9 protein-coding genes are annotated in these 13,659 nt (G+C 62.5%); 3 read left to right on the top strand and 6 right to left on the bottom strand.

The genetic code is table 11. The annotated features are described in order from the left end of the window. The first annotated feature begins 91 nt into the window (after window positions 1–91). Together AT395_RS01850 and AT395_RS01845 are read left to right on the top strand one after the other, a co-directional pair. A complete protein-coding gene (locus AT395_RS01850) occupies window positions 92–892 on the top strand; it encodes an SDR family NAD(P)-dependent oxidoreductase (RefSeq protein WP_042113384.1) in 801 nt (266 codons plus the stop codon). A gap of 85 nt (window positions 893–977) precedes the next feature. Continuing rightward, on the top strand, window positions 978–2,237 hold the full coding sequence (locus tag AT395_RS01845; protein WP_048628210.1) for an MFS transporter: 1,260 nt from the start codon (window positions 978–980) through the stop codon (window positions 2,235–2,237). Window positions 2,238–2,501: 264 nt separating this feature from the next. Here AT395_RS01845 and AT395_RS01840 read toward each other — a convergent pair whose 3' ends face one another. The 5 genes from AT395_RS01840 to AT395_RS01820 all read right to left on the bottom strand — a co-directional run bounded on the left by AT395_RS01840 (window position 2,502) and on the right by AT395_RS01820 (window position 12,516). Further along, a complete protein-coding gene (locus AT395_RS01840; RefSeq protein ID WP_048628211.1) occupies window positions 2,502–3,443 on the bottom strand; it encodes an SMP-30/gluconolactonase/LRE family protein in 942 nt (313 codons plus the stop codon). Continuing rightward, the gene (locus tag AT395_RS01835) at window positions 3,440–4,264 is read right to left on the bottom strand and encodes an NAD-dependent epimerase/dehydratase family protein (protein WP_042113390.1); all 825 of its coding nucleotides are present in this window, start codon (window positions 4,262–4,264) and stop codon (window positions 3,440–3,442) included. Before AT395_RS01835 ends, AT395_RS01840 begins: the two co-directional genes overlap by 4 nt. 177 nt (window positions 4,265–4,441) lie before the next feature. Beyond that, window positions 4,442–5,752, bottom strand: coding sequence for an MFS transporter (locus AT395_RS01830; protein ID WP_048628212.1), 1,311 nt, complete (start codon window positions 5,750–5,752; stop codon window positions 4,442–4,444). Window positions 5,753–6,220: 468 nt separating this feature from the next. Next, window positions 6,221–7,687, bottom strand: coding sequence for a glutamate synthase subunit beta (locus AT395_RS01825; RefSeq protein WP_042113392.1), 1,467 nt, complete (start codon window positions 7,685–7,687; stop codon window positions 6,221–6,223). Between the two features lie 95 nt (window positions 7,688–7,782). Then, the gene (locus AT395_RS01820) at window positions 7,783–12,516 is read right to left on the bottom strand and encodes a glutamate synthase-related protein (protein ID WP_376738420.1); all 4,734 of its coding nucleotides are present in this window, start codon (window positions 12,514–12,516) and stop codon (window positions 7,783–7,785) included. Between the two features lie 196 nt (window positions 12,517–12,712). On the opposite strand from AT395_RS01820, the gene AT395_RS26220 reads away from it, so the two are divergent. Continuing rightward, complete coding sequence (locus AT395_RS26220; protein ID WP_257787204.1) at window positions 12,713–12,841, top strand: hypothetical protein; 129 nt, start codon at window positions 12,713–12,715, stop codon at window positions 12,839–12,841. Between the two features lie 55 nt (window positions 12,842–12,896). Here the strand turns inward: AT395_RS26220 and AT395_RS01815 are convergent, their stop codons facing one another. Next, window positions 12,897–13,598, bottom strand: coding sequence for a transposase (locus AT395_RS01815; RefSeq protein ID WP_048628213.1), 702 nt, complete (start codon window positions 13,596–13,598; stop codon window positions 12,897–12,899). Window positions 13,599–13,659 lie beyond the last annotated feature (61 nt).

Here is a 13,659-nt window from a genome sequence, read left to right as displayed (position 1 = left end):
ATTCACTTCCTAAATAATATTGACGCGCCTGTCCCGGCGCGCAAGGGCTTTGGCATAATCACGAGCACCCTTTGCTTGCCCCGGGCTCATCGTGACCACCCCCGCCTCCTCATCCGGCCAGTCTCATCGACCCGCCGGACGCACTATCGTCGTGACCGGCGCCGCGTCGGGCATCGGCGCAGCCATCGCCCGCCAACTCGCCGGCCCGCAAACGCGTCTGGTACTGCACACCCGCGGGGCGTCCGATGCGAGTCAGGCACGGCTCGCCGAAGTGCGCCACGCCTGCGAGTCGCTCGGCGCGCAGTGCGCGGTCTGGTTCGGCGATCTCACCGAGCCCTCGGCCGCCGCGCATCTGATCGATGCGGCGCACGACGCCTTCGGCCCCGTCGACCAACTCGTGAGCAACGCAGGCTTCGCCACTCGCCAAAGTCTGGCCGACGTGGACGACGACGCCTTCGCCCGCACGCTCGCCGCCATGCCGGGCGCATTTGCCGCGCTTCTGCGCAGCACGTTGCCCGATCTGCAAGGCTCGCCGCAAGCCGGCGTCGTCGCCGTCAGTTCGTTCGTGGCGCATCGCTTCGCGCCGAATCAGCCCGGCTTTCCGGCAACGGCCGCCGCCAAAGCCGCGATTGAAGCGCTCGCAAAGAGTGCCGCCGCCGAATATGCACGCTCGGGCGTGACGATCAATTGCGTGGCGCCCGGCTATACCCGGAAGGACGGCGGGCACTCTGCGATCGATCCGGCCGCGTGGCAGCGCGCGGCCGACGCCACGCCGACCGGCCGCCTCTGCGAGCCGGACGACATTGCCGCGCTCGCCGTGTTTCTGCTCGGGCCGCATGCGCGTCAGATCACGGGACAGGTGATCCACGTCGACGGCGGCCTGACACTCTGAGCCGCGCGCGGGCCTGCGCACCGCACAAGAAAAACACAGACGTCACACACATAACGACAAGCCCACGATCCACCGAGGAGTCTTCATGGCATTTTTTTCCTGGTTCAAGGAACTCAACACGAAGGAGCGCAAGGCCCTGTATGCGGGCTTCGGCGGCTACGCCGTCGACGCGTTCGACTTCATGATCTACTCCTTCCTGATTCCCACGCTCATTGCCGCGTGGGGAATGACGAAGGGCGAAGCGGGCATGATCGCCACCAGTTCGCTCATCTCGTCGGCCGTAGGGGGATGGCTCGCGGGCATTCTCGCGGATCGCTACGGCCGGGTGCGCGTGCTGCAATGGACGATTGCCACGTTCTGCCTGTTCACGTTCCTCTCGGGCTTCACGAACTCGTTCTGGCAGTTGCTCATCACGCGCACATTGCAGGGCATTGGCTTCGGCGGGGAATGGACGGTCGTGACGATGATGATGGGCGAGATGATCCGCTCGCCGCAGCATCGCGCGAAGGCGGTCGGCACGGTGCAGAGCAGCTGGTCGGTCGGCTGGGCCGCCGCCGCGCTGCTGTACTGGTTCTTCTTCGCCGTGCTCGACGAAGGCACCGCCTGGCGCGCGTGCTTCTGGATCGGCATTGTGCCGGCGCTCTGGATCACGTACGTGCGCCGTAACGTGTCGGACCCGGAGATCTTCACGCAGACCCGTCGCAAGATTGCCGAGGGCAAGCTGCAAGGCAACTTCATGCAGATCTTTGCGCCGGAACACCTCAAGACGACGATTCTGGGCAGCCTGCTCTGCTCCGGCATGCTGGGCGGCTACTACGCGATCACTACGTGGCTGCCGACCTATCTGAAAACGGTGCGCGGCCTCTCGGTGTTCAACACGAGCGCGTATCTGATCGTGCTGATCGTCGGCTCGTTCGTGGGCTACATTGTCGGCGCGATACTCTCCGACAAACTCGGACGTCGCGGCGCTTTTATCTTCTTCGCCGTCGCATCGTTCGTGCTCGGCATGGCGTACACGATGCTGCCGATCACCGATAGCGCGATGCTGTTGCTCGGCTTCCCGCTCGGGATCGTTGTGCAAGGCATTTTCGCGGGCATCGGCGCCTATCTGACGGAGCTATATCCGAACCACATTCGCGGTTCCGGACAAGGGTTCTGCTACAACCTCGGACGCGGCATCGGCTCGTTCTTCCCCATTGCCGTGGGCATGCTCGCGCAGACCGGCTCACTCGTGAAGGCGATCGGGCTGGTCGCTGGCGGCGGTTATCTGCTCGTGGTCGTATGCGCGTTGCTGCTGCCCGAGACGCGCGGCAAGTCGCTCGTCTCGGCCGACTTCACGCACTGATGGCACTGATGGCACTGATGGCACTGATGAAAATAATGGCACCCACGATACTGACGACGCCGACCGTCTCGATGTCTTAAACCACCGTCGGCCCCGGCCGTCTGCCGATGGCAAAACGGGACACCGGATCGCTAAGGACTCTCGATCCGGCGTCCCGCCGCCTCACCGGGCGGCCTTGCGTGTAAGCCAGCCAACCCGGAACCACTTCCGCAGTGCTCGCCGCTTATTTACCTGCGCGCGGCGTCGCTACCGACATACCCCCGCCTACACACCTGCCGCCGAAAACGCGCCGGCCGATCCTGCGAAACCTGCATAAGGCGCTTCCGGCAATCCCTGCACGCCGCACCGCACGGCGAAGACATGCCCGTCATGGTCATTGCCCCCCGTTCCCGGACGAATCGACGTGACGAACAACGTGTCGAAATCGCGGCCGCCGAACGCGCACATCGACGGCTTCGACACCGGCAACACGATCTCGCGATCGAGAACTCCCGCGGGCGTAAATCGCAGCAAGCGGCTGCCATCGTTCGCGCACGTCCAATAGCAACCGTCGGCATCGACGGCCGCGCCGTCGGGGCGTCCCGGATACTGATTCATGTCGACGAACAAGCGCCGTGCGCCGATCGCACCGCTCTCGGCATCGAAGTCGAACGCCCACACGCGGCGGCGCGTCGGATGCGAATCGCTAAGATACATCGTGCGGCTGTCGGGCGAGAAGCCCAGACCGTTCTGCGTCACGAGGCCGTCGACGAGCGGCGCGGAGAGACGGCCCTCGGCATCGAAGCGAAAGAGCGCGCCCGCGTCGCTCGCGAGCGACATGTCCTGCACCATTGTGCCCGCCCAGAAGCGCCCCTGACGATCGCAGCGGCCGTCGTTAAAGCGCATGCCCGGCGCAGGAAATACCGGCGCGGCCAGTTGCCGCCACCCGGTCGCCCCGATCACGCCGGGTTCTCCGAGCGACACCGCGAACAGCCCGGTTTCGCAACCCGCGAGCAACGTGCCCGACACGTCGAACGAGAAGCACGCGATCTGTTCCGGGAAGGTCCACTCACGATGCTCGCCGTCGGCGGGCGTCACGCGATGCAGTTGCTTCGCGGGGATATCCACCCAGTAGAGGGCCTGCTCGTGCGCTCGCCACAACGGGCTTTCGCCCACAGCATAAGGCGTCGCTCGCGACGGCTCGAGACGTTCGACAGACACGCTCATGCCTCGGGCTCCATCGGCCCCAACAACACGAACGGGCCGCCCTGATACCGCTGCGTCCAGTCGTCCATCTGCGGATCGGGCGCCGTGGGCGGGAATAGTCCGGCGAATTCGGCCGAGCTGTCTTGCGGCCGGAAGCCGAGGAATGCGGCCTTCGTGTTGTCGACCCACAGCGTCGGGTTGTCGGACACGCCGTAGACGATGGCGTGCCCCACGCGATTGGTGAATAGGGAGCAGCGCACGAGTTCGATGAAATCGCGATAGCTCAGGTACGTCACCATCATGCGAGGATTCTTCGGCTGCTCGAACGACGACCCGATGCGCAGGCACACGGTCTCAAGGCCGAAACGATCGAAGTAATAGCGCGACAGGTCTTCGCCGAAGCACTTCGAAATGCCATACATGCCATCCGGGCGATGCGGTGCGTCGATGTCGAGCACTTCCGTCACGGGATGGAAACCGACCGCGTGATTCGAACTCGCGTAGACAATGCGCTTTACACCTTGCTTCTGCGCCGCGCTGTAGACGTTGTAGAGGCCGAGGATATTCGCTTGCAGGATGTCGTCGAACGGCGCTTCGACGGAAATGCCGCCCAGATGCACCAGCGCGTCGACACCTTCAAGCAGCGCATGCACCGCTGCGCGATCGGCGAGGTCGACCTGCATGGCCTCTTCGTGCGGCGCGTCGGCGGTGAGCGGCACAATGTCGCTCACGCGCACGATGTCCGCCCACTCGGCGAGCTTACCGCGCAGTTGTTTGCCAAGATTGCCCGCCGCGCCGGTCAGCAGCAGACGGCGGAAGGGTTTGCCGGAAGTCTTGCTCATCTCACTCCTTGTTCATTGGTAAATCGCAATGCGTTCTGCAACGCATCGCCACAACAAAGCCAACACCGCGCCGCACACCCAAGGGGGAGCGTGCGGCGCGGCGCGCGTCGAATCATCGGGCGACGAAGTCTTGCCTCATCGAACCCCTCTCATCACTCTCATCACTCGCATTGCGCACTAGGCATTCGCGGTGCGGCCCACGTCGACACGCTTGAGCGCGGACGGCGTAGCCGTGCCCGACATGCCGGGCTTCACCACCGTCCACAGAATCACCGCACCGATCAGATCGCCGAGCCCCAGCGCGACGAAGAACGGGGCGTAGCCCACCGCCGTGACGAAAGTGCCGATCACCAGCGTGAAGAGCAGATTGCCGATACCGGCGGACAGCCCGGCGAGTCCCGTTACCGTCGCCACTTCGTTGCGCGGGAACAGGTCGGCCGACATCGAGATCACGCTGATGGAAAGCGTCTGGTGCGCAAAGCCACCGAGGCACAGCAGGAAGATTGCCACCATCGGGTCTTTGACAAAGCCCACGCCGCACATCGCCGTCATGACGATGGCACCGATCGTGAACACAACGCGCTTGCCGTTGAAGATCGTGATCTTGAAATGCTTATTCAGCCACACGGAAATCGTGCCCCCCATCAGGCATCCGATGTCCGCCGCCACGAACGGCAGCCACGCGGTCGCAGCAATCGTCTTCAGATCGAAACCGCGCGCCTGATTCAGGTACAACGGCATCCAGAACACGATGGTGCCCCATACGGGATCGGCAAAGAAGCGCGGCAGGGCGATGCCCCAGAAATTGCGCTGCCCCAGGATCGAGATCAGATTCGGCTTGCGTGCATCGGCTGCGGCATCAACCACATTGCCTTCGTTGATGTACTCGGACTCGGCTTTCGTGAGCGCCGGATGATCGGTCGGGTGACGATAGAACGCGTACCACAGCACGCCCCACACCAACCCCAGTCCGCCTGCGATCACAAACGCCGTTTCCCAGTTATAGCGCAGGATCGACCAGGCAATCAGCGGTGGCGCGAGAATCGCGCCGATCGACGTACCGATGTTGAAGATGCCTGCGGCGAGCGCGCGCTCTTTCGACGGGAACCAGAACGCGGCGGCACGCATGCCGGCCGGAATGAACGACGCCTCGGCCAGCCCCAGCAAACCGCGCAACACGAAAAGACCGATCCAGCCGTCTGCCAGGCCGTGCAGCATGCACACCACCGACCACATCACCCCGCACAACAGGAAACCCAGACGCAGACCGATACGATCCATCAGGTAGCCGGTAAGCGGAGCGCCGATCGGGTACAGCACGAGGAATGCGCCGGTAATCCAGCCGTATTGTTGAGTGGTAATGTGGAGATCCGTCATTACCGTGGGGGCGGCAACAGCAAGCGAGCTGCGCGCAAGGTAGTTCATGACCGTGCCGAGCGTCAGCAAGCCGATCATCCACCAGCGCAGGCCTTTGATCTTCAGTGCCATGATGGTTGTCTCTCTCCGTGGATATTCTTGTTGCGAGTCCGTCGCTCGCATGGAGAGGCATCCTACGTGAGATGATGTACGATGACAATCACGGAATACGCTGTTTACGGATAATCCCTAGGGTTTCTCGCCGTGATGCCACTCGGCCGCACAACCCTTAATAACATTGATGTTTGCACATGTTGAGAGGATTTTCTCACATGCCCAAAAGCCTCAAAGACGTCTTGTTGTATGACATCTTATATTTTGCGATCTACAGAAATCTAGCTACTCTGGTCGCCCGCGCGCCAGCCCCGGGCAGACAAAACGCGCAGGCAAGAAAAAACCGTCCGGACGTTGCCGTCCGGACGGTTTCTCCACAGTGACGCAGATGCCTACCTCTGCGCCCCTCCTCTCAACCCCGTATTTGTGGTTTTGGCAGGCATTACCTGCGCGCACCCCGGAGGGCGCGCTTGATGCTGTTGAGGCTTAGCGCGGCAATTCCGAGTGTCCCATCAGGAACTCGTCGACAGCGCGCGCGCACTGACGGCCTTCGCGAATTGCCCACACCACCAGCGACTGGCCGCGCCGCACGTCACCGGCCGCAAATACCTTCGGCAGGTTCGTCGTGTAGGCACGCTCGCCTTCGGTCGAGGCACGCACGTTGCCACGCGCGTCCTTGTCGACACCGAACGCGTCGAGCACCGTCTGCAACGGCGAGACGAAGCCCATGGCCAGCAACACCAGATCGGCCTTGAGTTCGAATTCCGAGCCCGCCACTTCCTGCATCTTGCCGTCCTTCCATTCGAGACGCACGGCGATCAGCTTCTCGACCTTGCCGTTCTTGCCTTCGAAGCGCTTCGTCGCCACCGACCAGTCGCGCTCGCAGCCCTCTTCGTGACTCGACGACGTGCGCAGCTTGGTCGGCCAATACGGCCACACCATCGGCTTGTTTTCCTGCTCGGGCGGCTGGGGCAGCAGCTCGAACTGCGTCACGCTCTTTGCGCCGTGGCGATTCGACGTGCCCACGCAATCGGAGCCGGTGTCGCCACCGCCGATCACGATCACGTTCTTGCCCGTGGCCAGCAGTTGGTTCGCCAGCTTGTCGCCGGCGTTGACCTTGTTCTGCTGAGGCAGGAATTCCATCGCGAAATGAATGCCGTCCAGCTCGCGGCCCGGCACCGGCAGATCACGCGGTTGCTCTGCGCCGCCGGCGATGACCACGGCGTCGAACTGTGCCTGCAACTGCTCCGGCGAGATCGTCTCTTTGGAGAAGTTGTTGATGTGCGCATCGGGAGCGTCTTTACCGACATAGACACCCGTGCGGAACGTCACACCCTCGGCTTCCATCTGACGCATGCGGCGGTCGATCAGCCACTTCTCCAGCTTGAAGTCGGGAATGCCATAACGCAGCAGACCGCCCACACGATCGTTCTTCTCGAACACGGTCACGTCGTGACCGGCGCGCGCGAGTTGCTGCGCGACCGCCATGCCTGCCGGCCCCGAACCGACGACGGCAACCGTCTTGCCGGTCTTGTGCTTCGCAGGTTGCGGCTCGACCCAGCCTTCGCTCCACGCCTTGTCGATGATCGCGTGCTCGATCGACTTGATGCCGACGGCATCGCTATTGATATTCAGCGTGCACGCGGCTTCGCACGGCGCCGGGCAGATGCGGCCCGTGAACTCCGGAAAGTTGTTCGTCGAGTGCAGCACGGAGATGGCCGACTTCCAGTCCTGGCGATACACCAGATCGTTGAAGTCGGGAATGATGTTGTTGACCGGGCAACCGTTGTTACAGAACGGAATGCCGCAGTCCATGCAGCGTGCGCCCTGCACCTTTGCCTGATCGTCGGAGAGCGCGAGCACGAACTCCTTGTAGTGCTTTACCCGTGCCAGCGGTGCTTCGTACGACTCGCTCTGGCGCTCGAATTCGAGAAAACCTGTGACCTTGCCCATGTTTCTTCAGTCGGAAAGTTTTGTGGTTACCGTGCCTCACCGGCGCGCGGCACGCCACGGGGCCCTCACCCCGTCGCGTTGCCGCGCGAGCGGCTTCAGGCCGCCAGTGCTTGTTTGTCACCTGCCTTGGCCATTTCGCCCAAGGCACGCTTGTATTCGTTCGGGAACACCTTCACGAACTTGCGGCGTGCGCCGTCCCAGTCTTCGAGCAGCGCCTTCGCACGCGTGGAGCCCGTGTACTGGAAGTGACGCTCGATCAGGTCGCGCAGTTGCGCTTCGTCGGTCTGGCCGCGATGCCACAGCCCCTGACTCACCGTGCGCTCCTGCTCGCCATGCGGCAGCACCGGATCGAGCGCGACCATCGCCGTGTTGCACTTGGCAGCAAACGTGCCGTCGGCGTCGTACACGTAAGCCACACCGCCCGACATCCCCGCAGCAAAGTTACGGCCGGTCTCGCCCAGCACGACCACCGTACCGCCGGTCATGTATTCGCAACCGTGATCGCCCGTGCCTTCCACCACCGCCGTCGCCCCCGAGTTGCGCACGCAGAAGCGTTCGCCGGCCACGCCGTTGAAGAAAGCTTCGCCTTCGATGGCGCCGATCATCACGGTGTTGCCCACGATGATGTTGTCTTCGGCGTTGCCACGGAAGTCGTTGGTCGGACGCACAATGATGCGCCCGCCCGACAGGCCCTTGCCCACATAGTCGTTCCCGTCGCCCACCAGATCGAGCGTGATGCCGCGCGCGAGGAATGCACCGAAGCTCTGGCCCGCCGTGCCCTTGAGTTGCACGTGGATCGTGTCTTCCGGCAAACCTTCGTGACCGTAACGCTTGGCCACTTCGCCCGAGAGCATGGCGCCGACCGTACGGTTACGGTTGCGCACCGGCTGGATGAACGAAACGTGCTCGCCCTTTTCCAGCGCAGGCATGGCCTTTTCGATGAGCGCGTGATCGAGTGCGCCGGCCAGGCCGTGGTCTTGCGATTCGACATGCAGACGCGGCACGTCGGCTTCCACCTCCGGCTGATAGAAGATGCGCGAGAAGTCGAGCCCCTTCGCCTTCCAATGCTCAACGCCCGACTTGGTGTTGAGCAGATCGGCGCGGCCGATCAGATCGTCGAACTTCGCAATGCCCAGTTGCGCCATGATCTCGCGCACTTCCTCGGCCACGAAGAAGAAGTAATTGACGACGTGTTCCGGCTTGCCCTGGAATTTCTTGCGCAGCACCGGATCCTGCGTTGCCACGCCCACCGGGCAAGTGTTCAGGTGGCACTTGCGCATCATGATGCAGCCTTCGACGACGAGCGGCGCCGTCGCAAAACCGAATTCGTCGGCGCCGAGCAGTGCGCCGATCACCACGTCGCGACCGGTCTTCATCTGACCGTCGGCCTGCACGCGGATACGACCGCGCAGACGGTTGAGCACCAGCGTCTGCTGCGTTTCCGCCAGACCCAGTTCCCACGGCGTGCCGGCATACTTCACCGACGACAGCGGCGAGGCGCCCGTACCGCCGTCGTGACCGGCGATCACCACGTGATCGGCCTTGGCCTTCGCGACACCGGCAGCCACCGTACCCACCCCCACCTCGGACACGAGCTTCACCGAGATCGACGACGACGAATTCACGTTCTTCAGATCGTGAATGAGCTGCGCCAGATCTTCGATCGAGTAGATGTCGTGGTGCGGCGGCGGCGAAATCAGGCCCACACCCGGCACCGAGTAACGCAGCTTGCCGATGTATTCCGTCACCTTGTGGCCCGGCAACTGACCGCCTTCGCCCGGCTTCGCGCCCTGCGCCATCTTGATCTGAATCTGGTCGGCCGAGACCAGATAATCGGCCGTCACACCAAAGCGGCCCGACGCCACCTGCTTGATGCGCGAGCGCAGCGAATCGCCGTCCTGAAGTTCGATATCCGTCTCGATGACATCGCGACCGACGATCGATGCGAGCGATTCGCCCTTCTTGATCGGAATACCCTTCAGTTCATTGCGATAGCGGCGCGGATCTTCACCGCCCTCACCCGTGTTCGACTTGCCGCCGATACGGTTCATCGCGACAGCCAGCGTGGCGTGGGCTTCGGTCGAGATCGAACCGAGCGACATCGCGCCCGTGGCGAAACGCTTCACGATGTCCTTGGCCGGCTCCACCTGATCAAGCGGAATCGCGCGCTGCGGATCGACGCGGAACTCGAACAAACCGCGCAACGTCATGTGACGCTTGCTCTGGTCGTTGATGAGGTTCGCGTATTCCTTGTACGTCTGGTACGAGTTCGAGCGGGTCGAGTGCTGGAGCTTGGCAATGGCGTCCGGCGTCCACATGTGATCTTCACCGCGAATACGGAATGCGTATTCGCCGCCGGCGTCGAGCATGTTGGCCAGCACCGGGTTGTCGCCGAAGGCCTCGCGATGCAGACGCACAGCTTCCTCGGCCACTTCGAAGATACCGATCCCGCCAACGTTCGAGGCCGTGCCCTGGAAGTACTTCTTCACCAGTTCCTGCGACAGGCCGATGGCTTCGAAAATCTGCGCCCCCGTGTACGACATGTACGTGGAGATGCCCATCTTCGACATGACCTTGTGCAGGCCCTTGCCGACTGCCTTGACGAAATGCTTGATCGCCTTCTCCGGCGTCAGGTCGCCGCCTTGCTTGCGGGCGATCTGGGCAAGCGTCTCCATCGCGAGATACGGATGCACGGCTTCCGCGCCGTAGCCCGCGAGCAACGCGAAGTGATGCACCTCACGCGCCGAACCGGTTTCGACCACGAGGCCCGTGCTCGTGCGCAGGCCCTGTGCGACCAGATGCTGGTGCACGGCAGACGTGGCGAGCAGCGCCGGAATCGCGACTTGTTCGCGGTTCGTCAGACGATCCGAGACGATCAGGATGTTATAGCCCGACTTCACGGCATCGACGGCTTCCGCACACAGCGAGGCGAGACGCGCTTCGATCCCTTCCTTGCCCCATGCCACCGGATAGCAGATGTTCAACTCGTACGAGCGGAATTTGCCGCCGGTGTACTTGTCGATGTGGCGGATCTTCGAGATTTCCTTGAAGTCCAGCACCGGCTGCGACACTTCGAGGCGCATCGGCGGGTTGATGTTGTTCGTGTCGAGCAGGTTCGGCTTCGGGCCGATAAACGACACCAGCGACATCACCATGTTCTCGCGGATCGGATCGATCGGCGGGTTCGTCACCTGCGCGAAGAGCTGGCGGAAGTAGTGATAGAGCGTCTTGTTCTTGTTGCTCATGACCGCGAGCGGGCTGTCGTTGCCCATCGAGCCCACGGCTTCTTCGCCGTTGATCGCCATCGGCGTCATCAGCAGCTTCACTTCTTCCTGCGTATAGCCGAATGCCTGCTGCAAGTCGAGCAGCGGCGTGGCCGTGTCGTGATGCACGCCGGCTTCTTCGACCTTCGGCTCGATTTCGTCGAGCTTGATGCGCACGGCGTCGATCCAGCTCTTGTACGGCTTCGCGTTGGCGAGGTTGTCCTTGAGCTCCTTGTCGTCGATGATGCGGCCTTGCTCCATGTCGATCAGGAACATCTTGCCCGGCTGCAAACGCCACTTCTTCACGATCTTCGACTCGGGGATCGGCAGCACGCCCGACTCCGACGCCAGAATGACCATGTCGTCGTCGGTAATCACGAAGCGTGCCGGACGCAGACCATTACGGTCGAGCGTAGCGCCGATCTGACGGCCATCGGTGAACGCGATGGCGGCGGGGCCGTCCCACGGCTCCATCATCGCGGCGTGGTATTCGTAGAATGCGCGGCGGTTCTCGTCCATCAGCGTGTGCTGCTCCCACGCTTCCGGAATCATCATCATCACGGCGTGGGCAAGCGGATAGCCGGCCATCGTGAGCATTTCGAGGCAGTTGTCGAACGACGCGGTGTCCGACTGCCCCGGATAGATCAGCGGCCACAGCTTTTGCAGATCGTTGCCGAGTACGGCCGACGAGATCGCGCCCGTGCGGGCGTTGATCCAGTTCACATTGCCCTTCACGGTGTTGATCTCACCGTTGTGCGCCACCATGCGATACGGGTGGGCCAGTTCCCAGGCCGGGAACGTGTTCGTCGAGAAGCGCTGGTGAACGAGTGCGAGTGCGGAGACAGTGCGCGGGTCGGCCAGATCGCGGTAGTAGCGGCCAACCTGATCGCACAGCAGCAGGCCCTTGTAGACAACCGTGCGTGCCGACATCGACGGCACGAAATACTCCTTGCCGTGCTTGAGCTTGAGCGCCTGAATGCGGTGGCTCGCCGTCTTGCGGATGACGTACAGCTTACGCTCCAGAGCGTCCGTCACCATGATGTCCTGACCGCGGCCGATGAAAATCTGGCGGATCACCGGCTCGGTGGCCTTCACGTTGGGCGACATCGGCATGTCGCGGTCGATCGCAACATCGCGCCAGCCCAGCACGACCTGCCCCTCGGCCTTCACGGTGCGCTCCAGTTCCTGCTCGCAGGCCAGACGCGACGCGTGCTCCTTCGGCAAGAAGATCATGCCGACGCCATATTCGCCGGCCGGCGGCAGCGTCACACCCTGCCTGGCCATCTCTTCACGGTAGAACTGGTCGGGAATCTGCAACAGGATACCGGCGCCGTCACCCATCAACGGGTCGGCACCAACGGCGCCCCGGTGATCGAGGTTTTCGAGAATCTTCAGGCCCTGCTCGACGATGGCGTGGCTTTTCACGCCCTTGATGTGCGCCACGAAGCCGACGCCGCAGGCATCGTGTTCGTTGGCCGGGTCGTACATGCCCTGTGCGGCCGGCGCCAAGTACGCCTCACCCGGCAGCGCTGCTGCCGTCGCAATCGGTTGTTGTTTCTTTTCCACGAGTTACACCGTCTCTTGGCGAGGTCGCCGCGCGCATGCTCGTCGCGGTCGACCGGGTTAAGTGGGGGTTGGCCGGGCGGGCCAGGGCTGCGGATTCGCGCACGTCGAAGATCGTTCTCGGGCGTTGCCACAGGAGCCGACTCAGCGCGCACGCTTTTGCGCATCGCACCAATCGGCCGAAGTTGGAATATACGCCATGAAATTCACAATGACAAAATATTTTAATGGGGTCAGATTCCAATTAAAAACCGCACCAAAAGAAGGCTTGTTTTTATTGGGGTCAGATTATTTTCGTGCAGCAGAGCTACCAACAAAAAATCTGTGATTTCAAATGCTTGGAAGATGAATGGCAGGCCGGAATCGGCCTGCCGGGAGAGGCATCAAAGCGTGTCGGACACCGTTTTACGGGGTCGGCCCCGCGTAAGTGGACTCACTCGGCGATTCGCCGCAAGCGACATGCGGGCCTGATATTCCGGACCGCCGAGCAACCACCCTTTCTGTGTTGCTGTACGCAATGCGTCGACTTCGTGCGGCGGCAGCGGCGTCGAGAACCCCTCCGCGTAAGCACGCTGACGCTCGAACGGCGTATTCCCAAGCGCCCAATAGAGTGCGTGGTCCGTCACCAGACTGTCGACCGTGAGACCGACGTGATGGTTGTAGCTCGACCATACGTAATTGCCAGGCGCATCCGCCAACCCTGCACGCACCGGATTGAGTTCGACGTAACGGCTGGCGAGCAGCAGATAGTGCTCGGCCTCGATCACGGTGGCGCGATACCGGCCCTCCCACAGCGTGCCGGTGCGCAGGTGGCGACGATTGAAATACAGCACGTAATAGCGGCCGACCGCCTGCAAGGTGGCGGGCAGGCTGCGCTCGTCTGACGGCGTGGCAACCAGATGCAGATGGTTCGGCATCATGCACCACGCGTGAATGGCCAGCCCGTGAGCGCGTGCAGCGTCGCGAAGCCGGTCGTGAAATACACGCCGGTCTTCATCGTCCACGAAGATTGCCTGCCGGTTATTGCCACGCAAAATAATGTGTTGCGGTTGGCGCGGAATGAAAAGTCTCGGTAATCGGGCCATGCTTATTCAAATGTAATGCTTTAAAGCTCGACATCACGATTTGCGAGAGGGTTTTATCTTA

Source organism: Pandoraea apista (assembly GCF_001465595.2).
Lineage (GTDB): Bacteria > Pseudomonadota > Gammaproteobacteria > Burkholderiales > Burkholderiaceae > Pandoraea > Pandoraea apista.
The sequence above is the reverse complement of the archived record's forward strand: the minus strand, read 5'-3'. Positions and strand labels throughout refer to the sequence as shown.